The sequence below is a fragment of the Hydrogenothermus marinus genome, assembly GCF_003688665.1.
In the GTDB taxonomy this organism is placed as follows: Bacteria; Aquificota; Aquificia; order Aquificales; family Hydrogenothermaceae; genus Hydrogenothermus; species Hydrogenothermus marinus.
The window spans coordinates 63,350-87,713 of the sequence record NZ_REFO01000013.1 but is presented as its reverse complement, the minus strand read 5'-3'; the positions used below and the strand labels follow the sequence as shown (position 1 = coordinate 87,713).

Annotated in this window: 29 protein-coding genes; 11 read left to right on the top strand and 18 right to left on the bottom strand. The window is 27.2% G+C overall.

Going from position 1 to position 24,364, the window contains the following annotated elements; all coding sequences use genetic code 11:
* The first annotated feature begins 48 nt into the window (after window positions 1–48).
* The 6 genes from CLV39_RS06480 to CLV39_RS06455 all read left to right on the top strand — a co-directional run bounded on the left by CLV39_RS06480 (window position 49) and on the right by CLV39_RS06455 (window position 5,419).
* A complete protein-coding gene (locus tag CLV39_RS06480) occupies window positions 49–1,944 on the top strand; it encodes a motility associated factor glycosyltransferase family protein (RefSeq protein ID WP_121923426.1) in 1,896 nt (631 codons plus the stop codon).
* A gap of 58 nt (window positions 1,945–2,002) precedes the next feature.
* Complete coding sequence (locus CLV39_RS06475; protein WP_121923425.1) at window positions 2,003–2,902, top strand: flagellin; 900 nt, start codon at window positions 2,003–2,005, stop codon at window positions 2,900–2,902.
* 101 nt (window positions 2,903–3,003) lie between these two features.
* Complete coding sequence (locus CLV39_RS06470) at window positions 3,004–3,372, top strand: flagellar protein FlaG (RefSeq protein WP_121923424.1); 369 nt, start codon at window positions 3,004–3,006, stop codon at window positions 3,370–3,372.
* A 34-nt stretch (window positions 3,373–3,406) separates the two neighbouring features.
* Window positions 3,407–4,747, top strand: coding sequence for a flagellar filament capping protein FliD (gene fliD / locus CLV39_RS06465; RefSeq protein WP_121923423.1), 1,341 nt, complete (start codon window positions 3,407–3,409; stop codon window positions 4,745–4,747).
* A gap of 10 nt (window positions 4,748–4,757) precedes the next feature.
* Window positions 4,758–5,129 (top strand): flagellar export chaperone FliS, encoded by a 372-nt coding sequence (gene fliS, locus CLV39_RS06460; RefSeq protein WP_121923422.1) that lies wholly within the window; start codon window positions 4,758–4,760, stop codon window positions 5,127–5,129.
* Complete coding sequence (locus CLV39_RS06455) at window positions 5,126–5,419, top strand: hypothetical protein (protein WP_121923421.1); 294 nt, start codon at window positions 5,126–5,128, stop codon at window positions 5,417–5,419. The genes fliS and CLV39_RS06455 overlap by 4 nt, the downstream gene beginning before the upstream one ends.
* A gap of 1 nt (window position 5,420) precedes the next feature.
* Here CLV39_RS06455 and CLV39_RS06450 read toward each other — a convergent pair whose 3' ends face one another.
* Genes CLV39_RS06450 through CLV39_RS06435 form a run of 4 tightly spaced genes read right to left on the bottom strand, consistent with a single transcriptional unit; the run spans window position 5,421 to window position 8,281 of the window.
* The gene (locus CLV39_RS06450; RefSeq protein ID WP_121923420.1) at window positions 5,421–5,816 is read right to left on the bottom strand and encodes a cytochrome c; all 396 of its coding nucleotides are present in this window, start codon (window positions 5,814–5,816) and stop codon (window positions 5,421–5,423) included.
* On the bottom strand, window positions 5,816–7,360 hold the full coding sequence (locus CLV39_RS06445; protein ID WP_121923419.1) for a 2-isopropylmalate synthase: 1,545 nt from the start codon (window positions 7,358–7,360) through the stop codon (window positions 5,816–5,818). Before CLV39_RS06445 ends, CLV39_RS06450 begins: the two co-directional genes overlap by 1 nt.
* Window positions 7,361–7,409: 49 nt before the next feature.
* Window positions 7,410–7,940, bottom strand: coding sequence for a hypoxanthine phosphoribosyltransferase (hpt, locus tag CLV39_RS06440; RefSeq protein WP_121923418.1), 531 nt, complete (start codon window positions 7,938–7,940; stop codon window positions 7,410–7,412).
* Between the two features lie 38 nt (window positions 7,941–7,978).
* Window positions 7,979–8,281 carry a 4a-hydroxytetrahydrobiopterin dehydratase gene (locus CLV39_RS06435; RefSeq protein WP_121923417.1) on the bottom strand — a complete coding sequence of 101 codons (303 nt, stop codon included), beginning with the start codon at window positions 8,279–8,281 and terminating at the stop codon, window positions 7,979–7,981.
* A gap of 155 nt (window positions 8,282–8,436) precedes the next feature.
* Here CLV39_RS06435 and CLV39_RS06430 point away from each other — a divergent pair, with 155 nt between their 5' ends.
* From CLV39_RS06430 to CLV39_RS06420, 3 genes are all read left to right on the top strand, one after another.
* The gene (locus CLV39_RS06430; protein ID WP_121923416.1) at window positions 8,437–8,796 is read left to right on the top strand and encodes a hypothetical protein; all 360 of its coding nucleotides are present in this window, start codon (window positions 8,437–8,439) and stop codon (window positions 8,794–8,796) included.
* Complete coding sequence (gene uvrC / locus CLV39_RS06425; RefSeq protein ID WP_121923415.1) at window positions 8,774–10,510, top strand: excinuclease ABC subunit UvrC; 1,737 nt, start codon at window positions 8,774–8,776, stop codon at window positions 10,508–10,510. Before CLV39_RS06430 ends, uvrC begins: the two co-directional genes overlap by 23 nt.
* Window positions 10,511–10,647: 137 nt before the next feature.
* Complete coding sequence (locus tag CLV39_RS06420) at window positions 10,648–11,703, top strand: AI-2E family transporter (RefSeq protein ID WP_245960339.1); 1,056 nt, start codon at window positions 10,648–10,650, stop codon at window positions 11,701–11,703.
* Here CLV39_RS06420 and CLV39_RS06415 read toward each other — a convergent pair.
* On the bottom strand, window positions 11,700–12,431 hold the full coding sequence (locus CLV39_RS06415) for a succinate dehydrogenase/fumarate reductase iron-sulfur subunit (RefSeq protein ID WP_121923414.1): 732 nt from the start codon (window positions 12,429–12,431) through the stop codon (window positions 11,700–11,702). The genes CLV39_RS06420 and CLV39_RS06415 overlap by 4 nt on opposite strands.
* 63 nt (window positions 12,432–12,494) lie before the next feature.
* Here CLV39_RS06415 and CLV39_RS06410 point away from each other — a divergent pair, with 63 nt between their 5' ends.
* Entirely contained in the window at window positions 12,495–12,968 is a 474-nt protein-coding gene (locus CLV39_RS06410) for a peroxiredoxin family protein (RefSeq protein WP_121923413.1), read from the top strand.
* Window positions 12,969–12,978: 10 nt separating this feature from the next.
* Window positions 12,979–13,812: a cytochrome c biogenesis CcdA family protein gene (locus CLV39_RS06405; RefSeq protein ID WP_121923412.1), complete on the top strand. Its 834-nt coding sequence runs from the start codon at window positions 12,979–12,981 to the stop codon at window positions 13,810–13,812.
* 5 nt (window positions 13,813–13,817) lie between these two features.
* Here the strand turns inward: CLV39_RS06405 and lpxD are convergent, their stop codons facing one another.
* The 13 genes from lpxD to CLV39_RS06340 form a co-directional block, all read right to left on the bottom strand.
* Window positions 13,818–14,804: a UDP-3-O-(3-hydroxymyristoyl)glucosamine N-acyltransferase gene (gene lpxD, locus CLV39_RS06400; protein ID WP_121923411.1), complete on the bottom strand. Its 987-nt coding sequence runs from the start codon at window positions 14,802–14,804 to the stop codon at window positions 13,818–13,820.
* Complete coding sequence (locus CLV39_RS06395) at window positions 14,801–15,307, bottom strand: OmpH family outer membrane protein (protein ID WP_121923410.1); 507 nt, start codon at window positions 15,305–15,307, stop codon at window positions 14,801–14,803. Before CLV39_RS06395 ends, lpxD begins: the two co-directional genes overlap by 4 nt.
* Window position 15,308: 1 nt before the next feature.
* A complete protein-coding gene (locus tag CLV39_RS06390; RefSeq protein WP_121923409.1) occupies window positions 15,309–16,211 on the bottom strand; it encodes a protoglobin domain-containing protein in 903 nt (300 codons plus the stop codon).
* Window positions 16,212–16,214: 3 nt separating this feature from the next.
* The gene (gene purN / locus CLV39_RS06385) at window positions 16,215–16,868 is read right to left on the bottom strand and encodes a phosphoribosylglycinamide formyltransferase (RefSeq protein ID WP_121923408.1); all 654 of its coding nucleotides are present in this window, start codon (window positions 16,866–16,868) and stop codon (window positions 16,215–16,217) included.
* Between the two features lie 12 nt (window positions 16,869–16,880).
* Complete coding sequence (locus CLV39_RS06380) at window positions 16,881–19,013, bottom strand: MGH1-like glycoside hydrolase domain-containing protein (RefSeq protein ID WP_121923407.1); 2,133 nt, start codon at window positions 19,011–19,013, stop codon at window positions 16,881–16,883.
* Window positions 19,014–20,033 carry a phosphoribosylformylglycinamidine cyclo-ligase gene (purM, locus tag CLV39_RS06375; protein ID WP_121923520.1) on the bottom strand — a complete coding sequence of 340 codons (1,020 nt, stop codon included), beginning with the start codon at window positions 20,031–20,033 and terminating at the stop codon, window positions 19,014–19,016.
* A 16-nt stretch (window positions 20,034–20,049) separates the two neighbouring features.
* Window positions 20,050–20,508, bottom strand: a complete 459-nt coding sequence (locus CLV39_RS06370) for a phosphatidylglycerophosphatase A family protein (protein ID WP_121923406.1) — start codon at window positions 20,506–20,508, stop codon at window positions 20,050–20,052.
* A gap of 40 nt (window positions 20,509–20,548) precedes the next feature.
* Window positions 20,549–22,300, bottom strand: a complete 1,752-nt coding sequence (nuoD, locus tag CLV39_RS06365; protein WP_121923405.1) for an NADH dehydrogenase (quinone) subunit D — start codon at window positions 22,298–22,300, stop codon at window positions 20,549–20,551.
* 37 nt (window positions 22,301–22,337) lie between these two features.
* On the bottom strand, window positions 22,338–22,856 hold the full coding sequence (locus tag CLV39_RS06360; protein WP_121923404.1) for a NuoB/complex I 20 kDa subunit family protein: 519 nt from the start codon (window positions 22,854–22,856) through the stop codon (window positions 22,338–22,340).
* Window positions 22,847–23,215: an NADH-quinone oxidoreductase subunit A gene (locus CLV39_RS06355; protein ID WP_121923403.1), complete on the bottom strand. Its 369-nt coding sequence runs from the start codon at window positions 23,213–23,215 to the stop codon at window positions 22,847–22,849. The genes CLV39_RS06360 and CLV39_RS06355 overlap by 10 nt, the downstream gene beginning before the upstream one ends.
* An 85-nt stretch (window positions 23,216–23,300) precedes the next feature.
* Window positions 23,301–23,693, bottom strand: a complete 393-nt coding sequence (gene vapC, locus CLV39_RS06350) for a type II toxin-antitoxin system tRNA(fMet)-specific endonuclease VapC (RefSeq protein ID WP_245960345.1) — start codon at window positions 23,691–23,693, stop codon at window positions 23,301–23,303.
* 5 nt (window positions 23,694–23,698) lie between these two features.
* Window positions 23,699–23,923, bottom strand: a complete 225-nt coding sequence (locus CLV39_RS06345; protein ID WP_211325075.1) for an antitoxin — start codon at window positions 23,921–23,923, stop codon at window positions 23,699–23,701.
* 60 nt (window positions 23,924–23,983) lie between these two features.
* Window positions 23,984–24,307 carry an antibiotic biosynthesis monooxygenase family protein gene (locus CLV39_RS06340; RefSeq protein WP_121923400.1) on the bottom strand — a complete coding sequence of 108 codons (324 nt, stop codon included), beginning with the start codon at window positions 24,305–24,307 and terminating at the stop codon, window positions 23,984–23,986.
* Window positions 24,308–24,364: the final 57 nt, after the last annotated feature.

Genomic DNA, 24,364 nt, shown 5'->3' with positions numbered 1-24,364 from the left:
TATTTCTTCCGATAATGAAAATATCTTTATCTCTCAAAGAAGGTAAATATGGATACTAAACTTTTTAAAAAAAATTTAAAATTTTTCAAAAAAGAAAAACCAAGTATATATAAACTAATTAAAGATATAAATCCATCTTTTTTAAAAATAAATAAAACAAAAGAAAATATTGTAAATATAGAATCACAAAACTATAAGTATTCTGAAAGTATTAGTCAGTTGAAAAATAAATTGGCAAAAAATTTAGAACTAATAACAATACCTTCATTTGCTGCTGAAAAGGCTAAAGATTTAAAAAGAGATTGGATTCATGATTCTATTATTGAAACATGGGATAAAGTTTTATCTAATATATTTTCAAGGGAAAATTTAATAGAAAAAATTAAAAATTATAAAAAAATACCTTTAGTTTTTTTAAATGGGTTAGGTACTGGAAATGTTATAAATATATTAAAAGAGGATATATCTTTTAAATATCTTTTAGTTTTTGAACCTAATATTTATAACTTTTTTGTAAGCTTATATTTTGTTGATTGGCAAAATCTATATCAAGAAAAAGAGATATTTTTAATAATAGGAGATAATAAAGATAAAATAAAACAAGGATTAATTACCTCTTTTAATGAGTTTAGTCCTGTTAATGCAATAACCTTTTTAAAAATTTCAATAAATAATGAGAATAAAGAAAAAAAAGAAGAATTTGAAAAACTTTTAGAAGAATCAGTAACCCTTGCTTTAAAAGGATGGGGCTATTATGATGATGAAAAAGAAGCTTTAGTTCATGTATATGAAAATCTTAAGCATAAAATTCCATATATATATAAACCATTACCTTTACAAAAAGGAACTAATTTAATAATAGTAGGTTCTGGACCTTCCTTAGATGAAACTATTGATTTTATAAAAGAAAATAAAGATAATGCTATTGTTTTTTCATGTGGAACAGCTATTCATAAACTTTATAAAGAAGGGATAGTCCCTGATTTTCAAATAGAACTTGAAAGACCTAAATTTAGGGTTTCATTATTTTCAGATTTGCCAGAAGATTATAGGAAAAAAATAACTTTACTTGCTGCTGATGTTGTACCATACGAATTAGTATTATTATATAAAGATGCTTACTTATTTCCAAGAACAGATGCAATTACTCAGTTTTTATTAAACCCTTTATGTCATCCTATAAATATTTCTCCTACAGTTGTTAATACTGCATTAAGTCTTGGTTTATTCTTAGGTTTTGAGAATTTTTATTTTGTAGGCGTTGATATGGGATATTTATCTTTAGAAAAAAAACATGCCACAGGAACAATATATGGAAAAAAAATAGAAGAAAGGAAATTTGATCATTATAAACAAGTTGAAGGAAACATTCAGGACAAAGTTTATATAGATGACATTTTAATATGGGCAAAGAATAATTTAGAAACTGTAATAAAAAGTTTTAATAAAGAAAGAAAATTTATTAATATATCAAGAGGAGCAAAAATAGAAGGTACTGATTTTATTTATGAATTTAAAAATATAAAACTTCAAAATATAAATAAAGATGAAGTTATTAAAACTATTTTAAATACAACATCAAATGAATATGATAAATTTTTTAAAATTAAAAAAGAAGACTTTATAAAAAATTTAGAAAACTTTATAAATGATTTTGAAGAAAAACTAAAAGCCATCTTGTTTTCAAAAAACATAGAAATAGCTTTAGAAAATTATTATGAAATTTTTAATAATTTAAAAAAATTACAAGAAAAAGATATGGTAACTTATACTTTAATATCAGGTACAATAAAACATTTATTAGTAAAACTTATTTATATTTTATATTTCTTAGAAAATATTAAGACTCAAGATAAGAAACTACTTATTGACTCTATAAAAACAATTAAAACAGATATTCCTTCATTAAAACCTTATTTTGAATTTTATAAAAATTTAACCTAAAAAAATTTTTATCACCTCCGATAATAAACCTCAAATTTAAATTTAGGAGGTAATAAAAATGGGTGCTTTAAGAATTAATTACAACTACCAATCAGATTTCACCCTAAACAATTTAAGAAAAACAGAATACAACTTAAACAAGTCACTTGAAAGACTTGCTAGTGGTTACAGAATTAACAGAGCAGCAGATGATGCTGCAGGACTTTATATTGCAGATCAGTTGAAAACTTATGCAGTTTCTTTAAACCAAGGAACAAGAAATGCACAAGATGGGGTATCAATAGCCCAAATAGCTCAAGGTTCATTAACAGAAGTTTACAATATTTTAAATGATATTAAATCTAAAACTATTCAAGCGTCTAATACTTTAGATTCAAATGCAAGAGCACAACTACAACAGGATATAAATCATTTAGTAGATGCTATTGACAAAATATTCTCAGATACAGAATTTAATGGTTTAAAAATTTTCGGAAGTGGTGTAGTTAATGCTGCTAATGGATCGGTTAGTGGTGTAGGAAAAGCTTCCTTTGTAATACATTATGGAGGAAGAACAAATCAAGAATTAACATTAGCTATAGGATTTGCAGGTGCTGCTGCAGGTTCAACAGGTACAGCTGCTTCAGCTGTTGCTATTGGTACAGGTACAGGTTATGTTATAGATGTTACTGCCCAATCAAAAGCAAATGCTTCTGTTCAGACAGTTGATAATTTAATAAAAGCATTAGACAACTTAAATGCACAAGTAGGTTCATACCAAATAGAACTTGAAAAGATAATATCAAATAATCAAACACAAAGAATTAACACTCAAGAAGCAGAATCAAGAATTAGAAATGTTGATATGGCAGAAGAAATGTCTAACTTTACTAAATATCAAATACTTATGCAATCTGGTACTGCTATGCTTGCTCAATCAAACCAAGTTCCTCAAATGGTTTTACAACTTCTTAGATAATTTTAAAGGGAGGTTTTATCTCCTCCCTTTTATAGATTAGGGTTGTCTCTAATCTATAAAAGGGTTATATTTAGTGTTAAACTAATTTTGAGGCAATTGCTATGGATATAAAAGCAGTACAAAATCAAGCTTTAAGTAGTATGAATTCTCAAAATATAGAAATTCAAAAAGCATCAGAAAAGCAAATATTAGAACAAACCAAAGAAAATCAGTTAGATGAAAAAACAAAAAAAGCTGATGTTCATTCTCCTGAAGATATAGTTAATGCTGCTAATAAAATAAATGAAAAGTTAAAAATGTTAGATTCTCAGTTAAAAATCGAGTTTGATAAAGATACAGGTATAAAAGTTGTAAAAATTGTTGATAAAGAAACAGATCAAGTTATAAGACAAATTCCTCCAGAAGTTGTTTTAAAAATTGCCAAATATTTAGATGAACTAACAGGACTTTTATTTAATGAAAAGGCTTAATTAAATTGTTTTCTTACAATAAGGAGTAATAATAATGGCTGGAGAAATATATTTAAGTGGTTTAGGAAATGATAATTTTGATTACCAATCAATACTTCAAAAGTATCAAGAGTTAATGTCTATTTCTATTCAAAAACTTCAGTATGATCAACAATCTTTATCTCAGAAAAAAAGTGCTGTTTCAGAAATAGCAGATCAGTTAAAAGCATTTTCTGATCCAGTATCTGCTTTAAAAAGTAGTTTAACATATCAAACTAAGGTGGCAGATTTATCAAATCCTAATATTGCTGATGTTTCTGTAACAACTGATGCAGTAAATGCCTCATATACATTAACTGTTTCGCAACTTGCAAAAGCAAGTAGCTATAAAGTTGGAACAGTAAGTACTATTTCTGATTTTAATGCAACCCTTTCAGGATCAGGTACATTAACAATAAACTATCTTAAAGATGGAACAGCTACCTCTTATAGTGTAGATTATACAGGTAAATCTCTTAAAGATATTATGGACGATATAAATAATAATTCTGGAGATCTCCAAGCTTCTATAATAAATTTAGGAACATCTTCATCGCCAGATTATCAACTTATTATAACCTCAAAAAATACAGGTACTGCTAATGCAATAACTGGCATTGATGATTCAGCAAATCCTGGCGACGATTCTGCAGGTATTTTTAGCGAAAATAGTACAAAAACCTATGAGACTGTAGCTGCTCAAGATGCACAGATAAATATAAATGGTATAGATTTTACAAGTTCAACTAATACATTTGAAAATATTATTACAGGAGTAAGTATAACAGTTAATCAAATAGGGACAACAGACATTAATATAAGTAATGATTATCAATCAATACAAGATAATATACAAAAGATTGTAGATACATATAATTCTCTTTTAGATTTAGTTCAAAATTTAACTGGAAAAGATCAACCTCTTTCTGGAGAAAGTACATTTTTAAGAATGGTTTCAGGTATAGCAAATACTATATTAGATAATCTTGGTCAATATGGATTTATAGAATCTGGAGCTACTGGGGAACATGGGAAATTATCCTTGGATACTACTAAATTCCAAGAATTTATGAATAGACCTGATGCACAAACTATATTACAGGATTTTGCAACCCAATTAGATACTTATGTAAATAATTATATAGACACAACTGATAATATAAGTCAGGGATATGATAAGCAGATAAATTATATAAATGATAGAATAGAATTTACTCAAGAAAGAATAAATAAACAGATTGAAATAATGAGACAACAATTTATAAAACTTGAAGTATATATGTCGCAGATGCAAGAAATACAAGCTAGGTTAGCAGGATTTACACAAAATTCAGGAACATCTAATTCATCAGGATAGGAGATAGAATATGACTAATCCTTATGAGCAATACAACAAATATGATATAGAAACTTTATCTTCAGAAGATGCTTTAGTAAAAGCATACGAAGAACTTTTAAGTGCGTTAAATGTAGTAAAATTAGCAATACAAGAAAATGATATAAAACAAAAAGCTACTATGATAAGTAAAATAAATAAAGCATTATCTTTATTTCAAGCTTCTTTAGATTTTGAAAAAGGTGGAGAAATTGCAAAAAATCTTAATCAGATTTACGATTTTTGTCTGCAAGAGCTTTTAAAAGCAAATTTAAATAATAGCACTGAAAATATAGATAATATTATTAGAGTATTAACACCTATTTATGAAGGATTTAAAGAGGCTAAAGAAAAAATAAAATGAATGAAGAAGAACTAAAGTCTATAATAGATAAACATTTAAAAAAGCTGAATGAAGTTATAGAAAAAAAAGAAATTGATACTAAAACCTTAGATGAATTAATAAAAGATTCAAATTATATTTTGGAAAATTATTCAAGTTTAAAGCTTTCAAAATCCAAAGATTTGTTATCTAAGATCCAGGAAATTTTAGAAAAAATAAAAAACCTAAAAGAAAATTTATTAAATAATATAGAAGATTTAAAATCCAAAGGAAAAGCAGAAATATCTTATTTAAAAAATCAAAAAATGTAATTTACCATCCTCTAAATACTGCATGGCAACCATTACATCTATCTAACATTTGAGCAAAATACTCAGAAGCTTTAGCTTTGTTTCCGTTTTTAATGTATTTTTCTATTTTTGATGCTTCTTCTCTTACAAATTTATCAAATTCTGCTGTATATTTTTTAAAACCTTCTGTTCTTCTTTCAGGTTTTGCATATTCTAAAACTTGCTGTGTAATATCTGGATGATTTTTTATATATTCTGCTCCTTCTAAGATAAGATTTGGTTGATTTCTTAAAAAGCCTTTTAATATCTTAATTGTACTTTCTTCCATTTTAAGCATTACATCTTTTAAATTTGCTTTCTTTTCTCCTGCAAAAGATACAAAACTTAAAGCTAAAACTAAAGCTAGGATCTTTTTCATTAAATACCCTCCTTTATTCTATATTCTGCAAAAGCTTTTCTTGCTTTAAATCTATTATAAGCATCTAAATAAGCTTTTACACTTGCTTCTATAATATCAGTAGAAGTTCCTTTCCCTGATACTTCCTCTCCATCAAAATCAATAACAACTCTAACTTCTCCCATAGCATCTTTTCCTTGACTTAAAGATCTTATAGAGTAATCTTTTAATCTACTTTTTACCCCTAATGCTTTTTCTAAAGCTTTTAAAGCGCTATCTACTGGCCCATCACCGCATGAAGTTGAAATTACTTCTTCCCCTTCGATATTTAGTTTTACTGTTGCTGTTGGTATAGCTTTATCTCCACTTACTATCTGAAACTGCTTTAATTTTATTTCTTCATAAGATTTAAATAACTCATCAAATATTAAAGCTTCAATATCTTCATCAAAAACTTCTTTTTTCTTATCTGCAAGCTCTTTAAATTTTACAAATAGTCTTTCTATCTCTGTATCAGTTAGATTTTTATATCCAAGTTCTTCAAGTCTTGTTTTAAAAGCATGTTTTCCTGAATGTTTACCAAGCACAATTTTTGAAGATGGTACTCCTACATCTTCAGCTTTCATAATCTCATAAGTTTCTCTTTTAGCAAGTAAACCATGTTGATGTATTCCTGCTTCGTGGGCAAATGCATTATCTCCAACTATTGCTTTATTAGGTTGCACAAAACTACCTGTTAATCTACAAAGCAATCTACTTGTTTTGTAAATTTCTTTTGTATTTATATCTGTATAAACATCTTTGAAATAATCTTTTCTAACTTTTATAGCCATTACAACTTCTTCTAAAGCTGCATTTCCTGCCCTTTCACCAATTCCATTAATTGTTGCATGTACTTGACCTGCTCCATTTTTTACAGCAGCTAAGGAGTTCGCTACTGCAAGGCCTAAATCATTATGACAATGAACACTTATTACTGCTTTGTCTATATTAGGAACATTATTTATAATATCTGCTATTAATTGTCCCATTTCTTCAGGTATAGAATATCCAACTGTATCTGGAATATTTACAGTTTTTGCTCCTGCATCTATTACTGCTTCTAAAACCTTATACAAAAACTCTCTTTCTGAACGAACTGCATCTTCAGCGGAAAATTCAACATCATCTGTAAAATTTCTTGCAAACTTAACTGCATCTACTGCTTTTTCTAAAACTTGTTCAGGAGTCATCCTTAATTTATATTCCATATGTATAGGTGATGTTGCTATAAATGTGTGTATTCTTTTCCTTTCTGTAGGAGCTAACGCTTCTCCTGCTTTTTCTATATCTGAATGTAAAGCTCTTGCTAAGGAACAAACTATAGAATCTTTTACTTCTTTTGCTACCTCATTCACTGCTTCAAAATCACCTTTTGATGCAGCTGCGAAACCTGCTTCTATTACATCAACTCCTAAATTTTCAAGTTGTTTTGCCATTCTAACTTTTTCTTCAACAGTCATAGAAAATCCGGGAGCTTGCTCTCCATCTCTTAAAGTTGTATCAAATATTATTAATTTTCTCATTATTTCCTCCAAAACTTATTAGTAATAATTACTAATAATTATAAGATAATTAATCTTTAATGCAATATATCTCTTTTAAATTTCTTCCTTCTTCTGCCCAATCAAGACCATAACCAACAACAAATTTATCTGGAATTATAAAGCCGCTATAATCAGCATCAAAATCTACTTCTCTTCTTTCTTTTTTATCTAAAAGTACACAAGTTTTTAAATTTTTTGGATTTCTTTTTTGTAAAGCCTCTACTAAAGCTTTTAAAGTTCTTCCTGTATCTATAATGTCATCTATAATCAATACATTTTTATCTTTTATATCTACTGATAAATCTTTTACAAATATTACTTCTCCTGAACTTTCCATACTTGTATGGTATGAAGCAACTTGCATAAAATCTATTTTAAGTTTTAAATTTATATTTCTAACTAAATCTGCAAAAAACATAAAAGAACCTTTTAAAATTCCAACTACATAAAGTTCTTCATTTTGAAAATCTTTACTTATTTTTTCTGCTAACTCTTTAACCTTTCTTTGAATTTCAGACTCAGATATTAAAAGCTCTAAATCTTTACCTTTTATTTGCAATATAAAACCTCACCTATTTTTTCATTATTATAACCTTTTTATTCTTTTTTAAAGAAATTATTTATTTTAGTTGCAAGGTCAATATCAGCTTGAGTAATACCTCCTTCACTATGGGTAGTTGTAGATATTGTTATTGTTTTTGTTGCAGTATGAAAAATTATATCTGGATGATGATTTGTCTCTTCTATAGATTTAGCAACATGCTTTAAAAACTGTGTAATTGTATTCCAATCTTCTATATAAAACCTTCCAGTAATGCATTTAAACTCTTTTTTCCAATTTTCTAAATTTTTTAAATAGTTATTTATTTCTTCTTCTGATAAAACTTTTTTGTTTTCCATAACTTTCTCCTTTAAATTTGATTTTACTGACTAAAATTATATTTAATGCAAATAAAGGAAAATTTTTATATAAAATCTCATCTTGACTAATATTTTATACTTTATAATATTTTATCATCTGGTAATGAGAATACTTTTAATATATAGGAGAAAAAATGAAAGTAAAGGTTGGACAAACTGTCCCATATTTTGAGTTTTTAGATGGTATTGAAGGAAAAAGCTCTTACGATTTAAGAAATAGATGGCATATAATAATATACAAATCATCAAAACTTGATTTATCAGACAAAGAAGAAGAGCTTGAAAAAGCAGGGATAAAACTAATAGATTATATTCAGATTTTAACAAAAGATTTATTAGATAAAATAGATATAAAAAATAAAGATGAATTTCTTATTTTAATTGATAGATATGGAGTAATAAATTATATGGCAGAAGGAGAAAATCTTCCAAATTTTGAAAATATAATGGAGACAATTCAGTTTATTGAAGATGAAGGATGTTGTAGCTTATAAAAAATTAATAGAAAAAATAGAAAATGCTCCTGAAAAGTCAGGAGTTTATATATTTAAAAATAAGAAAGAATATATATACATAGGAAAAGCAAAAAATCTAAAAAATAGATTAAAAAATCATCTTCAATCTATAAAAATAGATTATAAAGAACAAAAAATATTTGAGCAGTCTACAGATCTAGAGTGGTTAATAACATCTTCTGATTATGAAGCATTTGTTTTAGAAAATGAGTTAATAAAGCAGTATAAACCAAAATATAATGTAAGACTTAAATCAGGTTCTTCTTATCCTATGCTTGTAATTACAGATGAAGAGTATCCTACAGTTAAAATTAGTCGCAAATTTGGTGAGATAAAAGGAGAGTATTTTGGTCCATTTATTCCTGCAAGAACAGCAAGAGCTATGAAAGAGTTAATCCATAAAATTTTTAAACTTAGAACATGTGAAACTATGCCTAAGAAAGATATGATATGTTTTGATTATCATTTAGGTCTTTGTTCTGCACCATGTGGAAATAAAATATCAGAGAAAGAGTATAACCTTGATGTAAAATCAGCAAAAGCTTTTTTATCAGGAAATGTAAAAAAGATTATATATGAGCTTTATGATCGTATAAATGAATACACAGAAAAAATGCTTTTTGAAAAAGCAGCAGTTGTAAGAGATCAGATTACAGCTCTTGAGAATATAGTAAGAAAGCAACAGGTTGTTGGTATTCCTGAAGAAGAAGCGGATATTTTTTATTTTTTTAATAATGAGCTTTATATTGTAATTGTTAGAGGAAATAGAATCTTAGGAAAAGATAAATTAAAAATAGAAAATATAGAAAAATCAGATATTCCTATAGCAATAATAGATTATTACAAAAAAGGAAACTTTATCCCAAAAAAGATTGTAGTAAATATAAATTTTGAAGATTTAATTAATCTAAAACAATGGATAAAACAAGTTAAAAATAAAGAAGTAATTATAGATACAGATATAATTTCTGAAATTAAAGAGTTTATAAAAAGAAATATAGAAAATCAGTCCCTAAATTTAGATATTTTAGAAAAAGAGTTTAAAAAAGTATTTGGTTTTAATCTTCCAAAAAGAATAGATGGATTTGACATATCTACTTTGCAAGGAAATTTTAACGTTGGTTCTTGTGTTATTTGGGAAAAAGGAAAAATGAATAAAAGAAAGTATAGAAGATATAAAATAAAAACAGTGAAAGGTGTTGATGATTATTCCTCTATGAGAGAAATGCTTTATAGAAGATTAAGAAAATACAAAGAAGAAGAAAATCCTCCAGAACTTCTATTAATAGATGGAGGAAAAGGCCATTTAAAACAAGGATTAATAGTAAAAGATGCTCTTGGAATAAAAGATTTAAGAATCTTTTCAATAGCAAAGAAAGAGGAAATTATATATACAGATGATAACAAACAAGTTCATCTTTATGAATATCCTCTACTTTTAAGACTTTTTACAACTATAAGAGATGAAGCACATAGATTTGCTATAAGCTATAATAGGAAACTAAGAGAAAAAGAAGGTTTAAAATCTGTACTTGATAATGTAGAAGGAATAGGTAAAAAAAGAAAAGAGATTTTATACAGAACTTACAAAACTATTGATAATATTGCTTTGGCATCTGAAAAAGAGCTTGTCCAACTTGGAATACCTTTAAGGGTTGCACAAAACTTAAAAAAGTATTTAAATAATAGTTAAATGTATTTTTCATAAGGAGGTTTGAAAAATGGGTGGTCCTTGGGAAGCTTTCATCATTATGACAATTTTTGCAATAGTAACTGCAGTTTTAGCATTTGTGGCAGGAGCTTTAAAAAAAGGAGAAGAGTAATTTTTAAGTGAATCAGAGTAGTAATATAAGTAATATATTTTTCTTTTTATCCCTTGCCTTTTTTATAGGCTTGGGTTATTTTTTATTTTTACCTTTTGTTAAGATTTTTTTGCTTTCAGCTTTTATTGTTATAATTTTATATCCTCTTTATAAAAGATTAAATTCTTATATAAAATCAGATATTTTATCTTCTCTTATATTATCAGCTTTAGTATTACTTTTTATAATTATTCCTTCTATTTTGATAATTACTGTTTTTATTAATGAATTTATGGCTCTTTATCCAGAGATTTTAAAAAAGATATCAAAAGCACAAAGCATAGAAAAGATATTTTTGAGTCTTCCTTTTGTTTCTGATATTCAAAAATATATAACAGTTAATTTTAATACACAGATAGATATACGGTCTTTGCTTAAGAATATTCTTTCCTTTGTATCTGAGTTTCTTATGGCAGAAAGTAAGGCTATATTTTTAAATATAGCTTTTTTAATTTTTGGAATTGTTTTAATGCTTTTTACAATTTTTTTCTTATTTAAAGATGGAGAAAATTTTTATAAATGGATTTATAAACTTGTACCTTTACATGAAAAAGAAAAAAACTATATTGTAAATTCTTCTTATCAGGCTATACAAGGTATTGTGTTAGGTTCTTTTTTAACAGCTTTAGCACAAGGAATTTTATCTTTTATTGGTTATTTTTTTGCAGGAATATCTTTTAGTTTATTTTGGGCAATAATGACATTTTTTGCATCTTTCATTCCTATAGGTGGTGCTTCTCTTGTTTGGGTTCCTATAGCTATATATCTGCTTTTTTCTAAAGGAATAATAACAGCTGTTTTATTTTCATTATGGGGAACATTTGTTATAAGTACTGTAGATAATATTATTAAACCTATAGTAATTGGAGAAAAAGCAAATATTCATCCAGCTATTATGTTTTTTTCTATTCTTGGAGGTTTAAACTTATTTGGATTTATAGGAATATTTGTAGCTCCTATAATAGTGGTTATTCTTCATAACTTATTAAATATTTATATGGAAAGGTATTCAATACCAAACTAAAAATTAGGGAAACCAAAACCAAATCCAAAATCCTGCTTCTTCTTTATAATACCTTTTTGTTGTCCATAAAATTCTATTTGGGTAATATCTGTTTCCACCGGAATTTCTTTTGGACATATAAAAGTACAGAATTTACAATGGACACAGCTTGTAATATGATTTTTTTCTGCTAACACAATTCTTTCATCTCCAAGTGCATCATTTTTATCTTTCCAAAATCTAAAAACTTTTACAAAATTTATTGGTCCTCCAAACTCTTTATCTGATTCAAATGCAGGACAAGCACTATAGCATGCACCACATAAGATACAATCTGTTTCTTTTTCAAACCTTTTAAGATCTTCAGGATAAACAGGTTCAAAATTTTCTTTTGGAATAAACCAAGCTTTTATATCTTTAAGTTTATTAATAAATTCATTATGATCAACAACTAAATCCTTTATTACAGGCATATTTGAAAGAGGCTCTATTAGTATTTCTCCAAATTCTTTTTTTAAATCTTTTATTTTTGTTTTGCAAGCGAGCAGATGTTTTTCACCAACTTTAACAGCACATGTTCCACATATTGCTGCTCTACATTGAGCTCTAAATGATAAAGTTGGGTCTATATTTTCTTTTATATATATTAAAGCTTCTAAGATTGTAGTTCTTTCTGTTATATCTATATTATATTCTTCTATTTTTTCTTTATTACCATCAAATCTTTTTATTTTTAAGTTAGTATTCATTACCATTGACCTCTTGTAATTAATGATATATAAATAAGTTATCATAGTTTGGAGGTTTATAAATTGAGAAAGTTCATATATATATTATTTTTAATAATTACTGTTATTAATATTTCTATAGCAAAAGGATTAAAAGCTCCTGATTTTCAACTAAAATCTGAAGATGGTAAAGTTATTAACCTTCAAGATTTGAAAGGAAATGTAGTTGTTTTAATATTTTGGGCTACTACTTGTGGTGTTTGTCAAAAAGAACTTCCAGAAATATCCTTCTTACAAGAAGAGTATAAAGATAAACCTGTAAAGTTTTATGCTATTGTTATAGATACAAAAGACTTAAATGAAGTAAAGAAAATAAAAGATGAATGGGGTTTTGATATTCCTGTGCTAATTGGGAATCTTGAAGTTGTAAAAGATTACAGAATAATAGGTACTCCAATAATATATATTATAAGAAAAGATTTAACAATTGGTAAAATCTTTTTTGGAGAGACTTCTTTGAAAAGATTAAGAAAATATATAAATAAATTTTTAAAGTGAGGTAAATGGTATGTTTCAAGATATTACATTATGGACTGCCTTTATAGCAGGACTGCTTAGTTTTGTTTCTCCTTGTGTACTTCCTATTGTTCCTGCTTATCTTTCTTATATTACAGGGGTAAGTGCAAATATCTCTGAAGAACAGAAATTTAATTTTAAAGCTATAATACCTATCTTATTTTTTGTCCTTGGTTTTTCTACAGTATTTATCTTAATGGGTGCTTCTGCATCTTTTATTGGCCAGTTTTTTATTGAGTATAAAAAATATATAGCAGAGATTGGTGGTGCTTTAGTTGTATTTTTTGGTATCCATTTTACAGGTTTATTTTTAAAGCCTAATTTTGAAAAGATAGCTATTGCAGTTGGTCTTTTATTTGTAGCACTTTATACATTTGGTCTTATATCTCTAAATACATTCTTTATATTTGTTGGCATCTGGGCTATTGTTATGGCTCTTTATTATTTTAAAGTTCATGAATTTTTATATAGGCAGTTTAAAGTTGAAAAAAGTGGGAAAGCTTCTAGTATAAGCTCATTTATTGTAGGTTTAACTTTTGGAGCAGGATGGTCTCCATGTATTGGTCCTATACTTGGTTCTATATTAATGATAGCAATGAATGAAGGTACAGTTTCTAAAGGTATGCTTCTACTTACTTTTTATTCTGTAGGCCTTGGAATTCCATTTATACTTGCTGGTCTTTTATGGACAGGATTTTTGAAAATGGTTCAAAGATTTGGAAGATTTTTTGAGATTGTTGAAATTATTGGAGGAATTTTACTTATAGCTCTTGGAATTTTACTTGCTACTGGAAACATAGAAAAAATATCTACTGCTTTAACATAAAAGGGCTATCTGCCCTTTTTAAATAATTCATTAAGCCTATATAAATAAAAAAGTATTTTTTTCCATCTTGACCATTCTATAGCATTAATTCCAGAACCATAAACACCTGCTTTTAATATATCTTTTCCTACACCAGATTTTGCAGTTATAATTACATTATCAGTAATTTTTATATGATCTGCTACTCCTACTTGACCTGCAAGAATACAATTATTTCCTATCTTTGAACTTCCGGCTATTCCAACCTGAGAAACTAATATTGTATTTTCTCCTACTTGAACATTATGGGCTATCATTGTTAGATTATCTATTTTTGTTCCTTTTTTTATAATTGTTTCATCAAGCATTGCTCTATCTATAGTAACATTTGCTCCTATTTCAACATCATCTTCTATTACTACTTTTCCAATATGTTTTATTTTTTTATGCTTTCCGTCTTCCTGATAATATCCAAATCCATCTGAAGCTATAACTGAACCAGAATGTATTATTACTCTATTTCCAATAATTGTATCTTTATATATAGTTACTCTTGGATATATAATGCAGTCATTTCCTATTTTAGTATTTTTCCCTATGTATGTGAATGGATGAATAATTGTATTATTCCCTATTTCTACATTATCTTCTATTACAACATAATCACCTATGTAAACATTTTCTCCTAATTTTGCTTTCTTACTTATTTTTGCAGTTTTTGCTTTTCTCGGTTTTATCTCTTCTTCTGGATATAAAATATCTATTAACTTATAAAATGCTACTTGTGGATTTTCTACAACTATCTGTACTATATCTGCATCTTCTATAGGTTCTTTTACAAATATTGCAGTAGCTTTTGTTTTTTTTGCTAACGCCTTTAATTTTGGTTCTGAAATAAAAGATATATCTCCTTCCTTAGCTGATAATATACTTGAAACTCCTGTTATCTCTTTATCTTCTTTAAAGTTATAAAGTTTTCCATTAAAAATCTCAGCTATTTTTAATAATCTCATTTCTCTTCCTTATCAAGTAGTTTAATTATTTTATCTGTAATATCTATCTTCTTTGATGCATATAAAATAGCCCCATAAAGTCCATTTGTGAAAATAATATCTGTATTATTTTTATCTGTATATTCTTTAGCAGCAAGTTTTATTTTTTCTATTAACTGTTTTTCTGCATCTTGTTTCATTTTATTTAGTTTTGTTTGAGCTTCTATTGTTAGATTTCTTATCTGTCTTTCAAGCTCTCTTATTTTTGCCTGTTTTTCAGATTTTGCTTTATCACTTAAAAGTGGACTTTCAAGCTGTTTTTTTATTTCTTCAATCTGATTTTGCATATCTTTTATTTTTTGCTTATAAAAATTAAATTTATCTTCTATCTCTTTTCTTAAATTGTGTCCTGTTTTTGATTGGTTCATTACTTTAATAAGATCCACATAAGCTAATTTTTCCTGAGCATAGGAATATCCAGTAATAACTAAAAGTAATAAAAATAAGCTTAAAAATTTTTTCATATTAATCTCCTTTTTTCACATTTTTATTTAATAAATAATAAACAATACCTATTATAAGTAAAATTATTCCATAAGCTAAAAGCTTTTTTGTATCTTCTGGTGAAAGAGAGGCAATAAGTATTTTTCTTATTACTGCTGCAAGAGCAACACCTAAGAATGCAGTAAGAGCAAAACCTCCACCTTTTAAATGCTTTATCTCTTCTCCCATAAGTTCAACAACTGCCCATAAAATTAATAAACTACCAAGAGTTGCAATAATTCCCTCTTCAAAATGAACTTCACCAATTACAAATTTATAAACATCAAACCCTAATAATCCAATAACAAAAAAGGAAATAAATATTAAAGAAACAAGTAATGCTAAATCTAAAAAGTCTTTGAATCTTTTTGCTGCTTTTATTAATTTTTTTTCAAGTCTGGAAAATTCCATATATCTGGAAATTTCTTCTTCTATATACGATTTTGTAAAAACATCTAAATTTATATCTAAGATTTTTCCTACAGATTCAACATAAAGATTCCTTTCTCTTGAATAGCCAAATTCTTCATTTATTTTTCTTATAAAAAATCTTCTAGTAAAGTTAAAAGAAGCATTTATATAATGAGTTGGCACTCCTAAACTATCATGAACTTCCCCAACTTTATGTAACTTTTCAAAGTATCTCTCATCATAAACACCACTAAATAAATCAAGATACCATTCTTTTAATTTTTTCTTATGTCTGTTTATAATTTCTTCGTTTTTTAAGTATTGTTTTGCTTTTGGAAGTCTAAAAATAAAATCATAAAGCTCATTTATATATTCATCAAGATATTTTTCCATAACTGGTTTTAATTGTTTTAATCTTTCTTCATCCTTAGGTGTAAAATCAAAATCTTTTTTTATCTGGTCAAAGCTTTCCATGATTTAAAAATCCTCTAATGCAGGATTTACAGGAACCTCCCCATATTTTGCATTTTCTATTATAACATTTCTACCATTTTTCTTAATTCTTCCATCACAGAACCATTTTATAGCTTGCGGATATATTTTATGCTCATATTTTAAAATTCTTTCAGAAAGGGTTTCTTCTGTATCATCAGGTAAAACAGGAACTACTGCTTGAATTATTATTGCTCCATTATCAAGTTCTTTTTCAACAAAATGTACTGTACAACCTGTAAATCTTGCTCCATACTCAATTGCTTGTTTTTGGGCTTTCAATCCTTGAAATGCTGGGATTAATGATGGATGGATATTTAAAAGTTTACCTTCAAATGCTTCTACAAACTCATCTGATAAAATTCTCATATATCCAGCAAGTACTACTAAATCTGGGTTTTCTTTTCTTATTCTTTCCGCTATGTAAATATCATATCCTCTTCTTGATGCAAAAAAAGCAGGATCATAAAATTTTGCTTCTATTCCATTTTCTTTAGCTATTTTTAAAGCGCCTGCATCTTTTTTATTAGATATTACAAGAGATATATTTCCGTTAATCTTTCCGTCTTTTATTCCTTTTATGATAGCCCTTAAATTACTGCCTCTACCTGACGCAAGAACAACAATATTACAGCTCATTCTATCTCCTTATTAATCATTTAATGCCCAGTTAAAATAAAAGTAGTTTATATTTATGTCTTTTTTTTCTATTAAATAATCTCTTTTTTTCTCATCATTTATATATTTGGCTATAAACTTTATTTTATCATTATTTTTCCTAAATATATCTTTATGCCAGTCAAATAGTTTAGATATAAAAATGCTATTTTTTTCAGGAACTATTAATATTTCTGAACCTCTTATGAATCTTTTTGTTGCATTATCAATCTGTTTATCTAAATCTGTATAATTATAAAAACTTAAAGCAGGTGAACTTCTTGCTCCTTGAGTTATGGTAAATATTACTCTATTATCTTTTTCCTTGAGAATTAATGGATTTTTATCTATAAACTGTTTCTTTCCTGTAAATGGATTTTCAGAGTTTGATTTTAAAATTCCATAAAGAATATCATCTAAGGATAGGATATAATCTCCAATTTTATAATGTAGTCTTTCAAAAAATTTATCTATTTCCATAACTGATTCTTTAATATCTAAAGAGATAATAAAATCTATAACCATAAAGTTGTAAATATTTATCCAAAAAGCTTTTTTCTTATTTTCCGTATCTAAATAATTAAAATTAAATTTTTGAAAATTCTTAACTGTTTCTTTTAGTATTTTGTATTCTGGAGATATACTTATTTTTTTGTAATTAACAACAAAATCTTCAACATTGTTTTTTATAAGTTTTTCAAAAAATATATTAAATTTTTGTAAAGCTAATTTTGTATCTAAAAATTTATCTTTTTTAGAATTATTAAAAATTTTATTTTCAATATTTTTAGAAATAAATCTTTTGTTTTTTCTTTTTTCATACTCATAAACCATATCTATAAATAAAGCTGCTGTCCATGAAAAGTCCTTTGTTCCATAACCAATACCTGTTTCAGAATCATAATATTCATAAAATCCAAATCTAAGTGGAAGTTCTAAAATATCTTTTTCAACATGGTAAGCATACTCTTCAAAATCATAATTTTTTAATCCATGGTATAAAAGATAATTAATATTTATCCAAACAGGACCTCTCCAGTAATTTTTACTGTTAAAACCTTCCTTTGTTTTATCAAAATTAGGAACTGCAAAACATGTATTATCATAAAGTTTACAAAAATTATGAGAATTAAGATATTGATAAATAAGCTTTGCTTGATAATCAGATGCAGATTTTGAAAATAATGGCATAAATCCTGCAGCTGTTTCTACTTTTATTAATTTATTTTCTACTAAATCAAATGGAAAAAATATTTTTTTGTCTTTATCAAATAATAAATCTCTAATTGCCCTTGAAGTTTGAATATACCATTCTTGTTGCTGTCCATAATCTTCACCAATAATTTTAGCAAGTTCTATTAAAGCAAGATTTGATGCATTAAGTATTGAATTAAATAAAGGATCTATAACTAAAAATGGACATTCTTTATATATCTTTTCTTCATCATAATCTAATTTTTTAAATAAGTTTACAAGATATATATATCTTATATAATCTTCATCTTTTGGTCTTTGGGAAGAATCTATTATTTTATTATCTTTTCTTTCAAATTTAGGCACTTTTATTTTATTTATATCTATTCTTTCAAGAATAACATCCCACATTGGAGAGTTATCCATTCCTGATTCCCAAGGATGTCTTATATAAACAAGTCCATTGTCCATAGGATTTCTTTCAAGATAGAAATACTTATGCATTTTAATAAGTTTTGGATATATCCATTTTATAAACTCTTTAACTTTTTCTTTATCTTTTGCATTTTCATAAATTTTCAATACAGCAAATGCGTGGATAGGAGGCTGTGTTATTCCTGATGTTAATTTATTATCTGGAGATATTTCTAAATTTTCAGTTTGCCAAAAATCTGGTTCTGGAAAATATTTACCAAGATTTTTTTCATTAAAAATTATATGAGGAAGCATTCCATTTTTCCATTGACCTTCAAAAAGAGAAACTAACTCTTGAATAGCTCTATCTGTATCGTATCTTGAATATCCTATAGCAATAAAGGCACTATCCCAATTCCATTGGTGAGGATATAGATGTATAGAAGGGACTGTATAACTACCTGTCCAGTTTTTATCTAAAACTTTCTTTGCTTCTTCTAATAAATATTTATATATCATCTATATTATCTGGACAGATTTTTCTCCTTTTTTTAAGTATCCTATTATATATGCTTTTTCTCTATTTTCTTCAAGTATTTTAATTGCTTTATCTTTATCTTTTTCAGAAACAGCTATTATTAAACCAATTCCCATATTAAATGTTTTGTACATCTCTTCTTTTGGCACATTTCCTTCTTTTTCTATCCATTTAAATACTGGTAATATTTCCCAACTTCCTTCTTCTATAACAGCAGTAATATTATCATTTAAAACTCTTATTAAATTTCCACCTATTCCGCCACCTGTAATATGAGCAATAGCTTTTATATCTATTTCTTCAGCAAGCTTTAAAACAGATTTTACATATATTTTTGTTGGTGTTAAAAGTTCTTCTCCAAGGGTTTTCCCAAACTCTTTTATATAATCTGTATATTTATAACCTTTTAGTTCTATCAACTTTCTTACTAAAGAATATCCATTACTATGAATACCTGAAGATGCTAAACCTATTAATATATCTCCTTCTTCTGTCCTTGAACCATCAACCATTTTATCCTTTTCAACAACTCCAACAGAAAATCCTGCAAGATCATATTCTCCATCTTTATACATTCCAGGCATTTCTGCAGTTTCTCCACCTATTAATGCACATTCAGCTTGTTTGCATCCTTCTGCAATTCCTTTAACTATATCTACTGCTGTTTGAGGTTCAAGTTTTCCAGTAGCTATATAATCAAGAAAAAACAAAGGTTTTGAAGTTGTAGTTATTAAATCATTTACACACATTGCAACTAAATCTATTCCAACTGTATCATGTTTATCCATAATTTGGGCAATTTTTAGTTTTGTTCCTACTCCATCAGTGGAAGATGTAATTACGGGATTTTTATATTTTGCTACTTCTAATAGATATGCTCCTGCAAAACCACCAATTGGAGTAATTACATTTTTATTAAAAGTTTCTTTTACAAATCCTTTTATCTGCTGTACGAATTTATCAGCTTTTTCTATGTCAACACCTGCATCTTTATAAGTTATCATTTCTCACCTCTTTTTAAATATTGAAAAAATGAATTAATATCTGCATTATTACAAGAACATATAATCCAGCCACAATATCATCAGCCATTATACCAAGACCTGATGGAAGTTCTTCAAACTTTTTTATTGGAGGAGGTTTAAAAATATCATACAATCTAAATAAAACAAAAGCTATTGCAAGATATAAAGGATTAAAAGGTACTCCTATCATAGAAACCATATATCCTGCTATCTCATCTATAACAACATAATCTGGATCTTCTTTTTTTTCTCCGACTACAACTGTAGAAGCCCAAAGTCCTATAAAAAAAATAGACAATGTAATGAAAATATGAGGTAATATTCCTTTATTCCAGTATATAAACATAATAGGTATAGCTACAAGAGTTCCAATGGTACCAGGAGCAACTGGTATTTTCCCTACATAAAAACCTGTTGCTAAAAATTCGGCAATTTTTTCTTTTAAAGACATTAATTTCTCCTAAATAGATTTTTTAAAATTTTATTACATTTTATCTGTCTGTTTCACCTACAACAGGATCAAGGCTACCAAGTAAAACTACTGCATCTGCTATTGTTCTTCCTTTTATAAGTTCTGGAAATATTTGTAGGTTATAAAAAGCCCCTGACCTTATTCTAAGTCTATAAGGCTTTCCTTCTCCTTTACTTACTATATAAAATCCAAGTTCTCCTCTTGGATTTTCTCCTGATAAATATATCTCTCCTTCTGGAGCTTGTTCACCATATATTCTAAGATTAAAATCTTTAACCATAGATTCTATTGATACAAAAGTTTCCTCTAATGTTGGAAGTACATAAGGGTTATCAGTTGCTATATGTTTATCATCTTTTAGCTCTTTAAGTTTTTCAACACATTGCTTTACTATATTTAAACTTTGTCTCATTTCTTCCATTCTAACTAAATATCTATCATAAGAATCTCCAACTGTTCCAAGAGGTACCTCAAAATCTACTTCATCATATTTATCTGTAGGTTGTATCATTCTAATATCATAAGGTACTCCTGATGCTCTTGCTACTGAACCCGTTAATCCATACTGATAAACATCTTCTTCTGTAATAATCCCTACATTTATATTTCTTTTTTGCCATACTCTATTTTTAGTTAATATAGTTTCATATTCATTAAGTTTTTCAGGAAAATCTTTTACAAAATGCTCTATAACATCTAAAGCACCTTCAGGAAGGTCTAATCTAACTCCTCCAATTCTTATATAAGAAGAGTTTAATCTTATTCCTGCAATACCTTCAATAATATCCATTAATTTTTCTCTTTCTCTGAAGGTATATAAGAAAATTGTTAAGGCTCCAAGATCAAGTGCATAAGTACCAAGCCATAAAAGATGTGAGTTTATTCTTTGAAGTTCACACATCATAGTCCTTATCCATTTTGCTTTCTCTGTAGCCTCAACATCAAGTAGTTTTTCTACTGCATTTACATATGCTACATTACTACATATTGCAGATATATAATCCATTCTATCAGTGTATGGTATTATCTGAGTGTATGTAATATCTTCTGATAATTTTTCTATCCCTCTATGAAGTTGTCCAAGAATAATATCGCAATTTTTAACCTTTTCTCCTTCTAAATCAAATAAAAACCATATTGTCCCATGTGTTCCAGGATGTAATGGTCCCCAGTTTAAAACAATCTGAGCCTTTTTTTCTAATCTTGCTTTTTCTGTTTTTTCTAAATCTTCAAGAGTAGGTACTGCAGTATGATATTCTTCATAATCATGAGAAGGATATTCTTCTCCTCTTTCATTTAATGATGGTAGATATGTATCTTTTATACCTTCTTTTGGAAAATCCTTTCTAAGTGGAAAATATTTATAACCTTCCCACATAAACATTCTTACAAGGTTTTCATGTCCTTCAAAAGAAATACCAAACATATCATAAGCTTCTCTTTCTGCCCATTTTGCTCCTTTCCATAAATTAATTAAAGAAGGTAAAGTTTCATCTTCTGCCCAAGTTTTTATACATATCCTTTTTTTATGTAGTGGTGAATAAAGAAAATAAACCCCTTGAAATCTTGGTTTATGAAGTGGATAATCAACTATTGTAAAGTCTATAAACATCTTAAACTGAAGCTCTGAATTTTCTTTAAGTTCTTTTAAGAGAGGAATAAGCTGATTTTTTTCTATTTCTAAATAAAAAAGTTCCTTATTTTTTTTAAACACTAAATTAGGAAATTTTTCTTTTAAAAAAGATATTTTATCTTCTTCAATCCAGAGCAATTATATATACCCCTTAAAAAAGGATAGGCAGTGAAGCCTATTTTTTTATAGGAAAAGAAGGGGCTGCTTGTTTTATTGGAATTTCTTTAAATTCTTTACCTTCTTTTTTAGCTTTTATTTTCTTTTGAAGTTCAAGTATTCCCCAAAGTAATGCTTGAGGTGTTGGAGGACATCCTGGAACATATACATCAACTGGAATTATTCTATCAACTCCTTGAAGTGTAGAGTAAGTTGGGAAAGGTCCACCTGCAGAGGCACATCCTCCCATAGATATTACCCATTTTGGTTCAGGCATCTGATCATATATAAGCTTTAACATTGGAGCAACTTTATTTACAACTGTACCTGCAACAATTAAAACATCCGACTGTCTTGGAGAGCCTCTAAATATTATTCCAAGTCTATCTGTATCAAATCTTGATGCAGCAGTATGCATCATTTCTATAGCACAACAAGCAAGGCCTATAGATACTGGCCATAAAGAGTTTCTTCTACCCCAGCTTAAAACTTCTTCAGCTGTTGTTAATATTATCCCATTATTATTTATTATTGCCATTTTAACGCTCCTTTTTTCCAAGCATATATAAAACCAAATATTAATATAGTTAAGAATAAAAACATCTCTACAAAAATAAGTCCTGCATTAACACTTACAAATGATTTGTATATTACTGCCCAAGGAAATACAAAAGCCGCTTCAAGATCAAATAAAACAAGCAAAAGCCCTAAAAGATAGTATTTCTGATCTAAACTGGTTTGAGCTGTTTTATCATAAAGAGGTACTCCACACTCATAAGGATATTCTTTTAAGCTTGTTGGTGCTTTTGGAGCTATAAGTCTGTTTATAATAAGCATTGCAACCCCAACAATTGTAGCAGCTAAGAAAAATATAACCAAAGCAAAATATCCAGTCATAATTTATACCTCTAATCAAACGCTGTTTTATTTGGTAAATAAAAATACCTTAATCTTTTAAATATTTCAAGTGTTATAATTATACTTAAATCCAGTTTTCTATTTTTAATCCCTCTACCCTTTTAAATTCTTTCTCATTATTTGTAACTAATATGGCACCTATACTTTTTGCATGAGCTGCTATAAGCATATCATATGCTCCTATTATTTTTCCTTTTGCTTCTAATTTTGCTCTAATATCTCCATATGTTAAGGCTGCCTTTTCATCAAAAGGAAACTTTTTTAAGGGAAATAGAAATTTAGTTATAGCAATTTCAAGTTTTTTACTATTTTTCTTTTTAACTCCATAGAATAACTCAGCAACTGTTATAGAAGAAACTGCTATTGAATTATCTTTTTCTGAAATTTGTTTAAATTTATCAATTAAGGTAAGATTTTGTTCTCTAATTATATAAGATATTATATTTGTATCTAACATATATATCAAAATAAATCCCTTTCTTGGATTTTCGGTTGGTTTCTTTCAAACTCAAAGTTTTTCAATTCTTTAACAGCATCTTTCATAATATCCCATTTGTTTTTCTTTTTTGGAATTATAATTAAAGTATCTCCTATTTTTTCAATATATACTTCATCAGTATCTACACGATATTCTTTTGGAATTCGTATTGCTTGACTTCTTCCATTTTTAAATACTTTTGCAATCAATATAAACTCCGTTATTTACATTGATATATATCAAAAAGTATATATTGTTTATAAAATATTTCAAGACTTTTCTTTTATAACTTCAAAAACATCAACAGTTGGTCTTCCTGTAAACCATTCTTGAGGTGGAGGGTTTTTATGAGCTTCTGCAAAAGCAGGGCTTTCAGTATATTTTTTAAAACTTTCTAAATCTTTCCAATAAGTTTCAATTATGAATAAATTATTTTCAGGATTTGGTGGAATTAACATAGGTTTTAAAATATTCATTTTGATAAAACCTTCCTGCTTTGTTAATCCTTTTTCTCCAAATTGACTTTTTGCTCTTTCTTCAAAATCTTTAAAATACTCTTTTTTTATTGGAAATTTTGTCATCACTACAATCATTAAAATTTCCTCCTATTTGGATTTTTAGTTTCTTTATATAGAAACATTATAAGAGAG

Excerpts from the sequence above, each read along its gene's own strand:
- CLV39_RS06470 (WP_121923424.1), top strand. The coding sequence starts at position 3,004 with ATGGATATAAAAGCAGTACAAAATCAAGCTTTAAGTAGTATGAATTCT.
- CLV39_RS06445 (WP_121923419.1), bottom strand. The coding sequence starts at position 7,360 with ATGAGAAAATTAATAATATTTGATACAACTTTAAGAGATGGAGAGCAA.
- CLV39_RS06480 (WP_121923426.1), top strand. The coding sequence starts at position 49 with ATGGATACTAAACTTTTTAAAAAAAATTTAAAATTTTTCAAAAAAGAA.
- CLV39_RS06415 (WP_121923414.1), bottom strand. The coding sequence starts at position 12,431 with ATGAATACTAACTTAAAAATAAAAAGATTTGATGGTAATAAAGAAAAA.
- CLV39_RS06395 (WP_121923410.1), bottom strand. The coding sequence starts at position 15,307 with ATGAAAAAATTTTTAAGCTTATTTTTATTACTTTTAGTTATTACTGGA.
- fliD (WP_121923423.1), top strand. The coding sequence starts at position 3,407 with ATGGCTGGAGAAATATATTTAAGTGGTTTAGGAAATGATAATTTTGAT.
- CLV39_RS06370 (WP_121923406.1), bottom strand. The coding sequence starts at position 20,508 with ATGTCTTTAAAAGAAAAAATTGCCGAATTTTTAGCAACAGGTTTTTAT.
- CLV39_RS06355 (WP_121923403.1), bottom strand. The coding sequence starts at position 23,215 with ATGACTGGATATTTTGCTTTGGTTATATTTTTCTTAGCTGCTACAATT.
- lpxD (WP_121923411.1), bottom strand. The coding sequence starts at position 14,804 with ATGAGATTATTAAAAATAGCTGAGATTTTTAATGGAAAACTTTATAAC.
- CLV39_RS06340 (WP_121923400.1), bottom strand. The coding sequence starts at position 24,307 with ATGATTGTAGTGATGACAAAATTTCCAATAAAAAAAGAGTATTTTAAA.
- CLV39_RS06450 (WP_121923420.1), bottom strand. The coding sequence starts at position 5,816 with ATGAAAAAGATCCTAGCTTTAGTTTTAGCTTTAAGTTTTGTATCTTTT.
- fliS (WP_121923422.1), top strand. The coding sequence starts at position 4,758 with ATGACTAATCCTTATGAGCAATACAACAAATATGATATAGAAACTTTA.
- CLV39_RS06430 (WP_121923416.1), top strand. The coding sequence starts at position 8,437 with ATGAAAGTAAAGGTTGGACAAACTGTCCCATATTTTGAGTTTTTAGAT.
- CLV39_RS06380 (WP_121923407.1), bottom strand. The coding sequence starts at position 19,013 with ATGATATATAAATATTTATTAGAAGAAGCAAAGAAAGTTTTAGATAAA.
- CLV39_RS06360 (WP_121923404.1), bottom strand. The coding sequence starts at position 22,856 with ATGGCAATAATAAATAATAATGGGATAATATTAACAACAGCTGAAGAA.
- CLV39_RS06405 (WP_121923412.1), top strand. The coding sequence starts at position 12,979 with ATGTTTCAAGATATTACATTATGGACTGCCTTTATAGCAGGACTGCTT.
- CLV39_RS06390 (WP_121923409.1), bottom strand. The coding sequence starts at position 16,211 with ATGGAAAGCTTTGACCAGATAAAAAAAGATTTTGATTTTACACCTAAG.
- CLV39_RS06455 (WP_121923421.1), top strand. The coding sequence starts at position 5,126 with ATGAATGAAGAAGAACTAAAGTCTATAATAGATAAACATTTAAAAAAG.
- CLV39_RS06475 (WP_121923425.1), top strand. The coding sequence starts at position 2,003 with ATGGGTGCTTTAAGAATTAATTACAACTACCAATCAGATTTCACCCTA.
- vapC (WP_245960345.1), bottom strand. The coding sequence starts at position 23,693 with ATGTTAGATACAAATATAATATCTTATATAATTAGAGAACAAAATCTT.
- uvrC (WP_121923415.1), top strand. The coding sequence starts at position 8,774 with ATGAAGGATGTTGTAGCTTATAAAAAATTAATAGAAAAAATAGAAAAT.
- purN (WP_121923408.1), bottom strand. The coding sequence starts at position 16,868 with ATGAGCTGTAATATTGTTGTTCTTGCGTCAGGTAGAGGCAGTAATTTA.
- CLV39_RS06435 (WP_121923417.1), bottom strand. The coding sequence starts at position 8,281 with ATGGAAAACAAAAAAGTTTTATCAGAAGAAGAAATAAATAACTATTTA.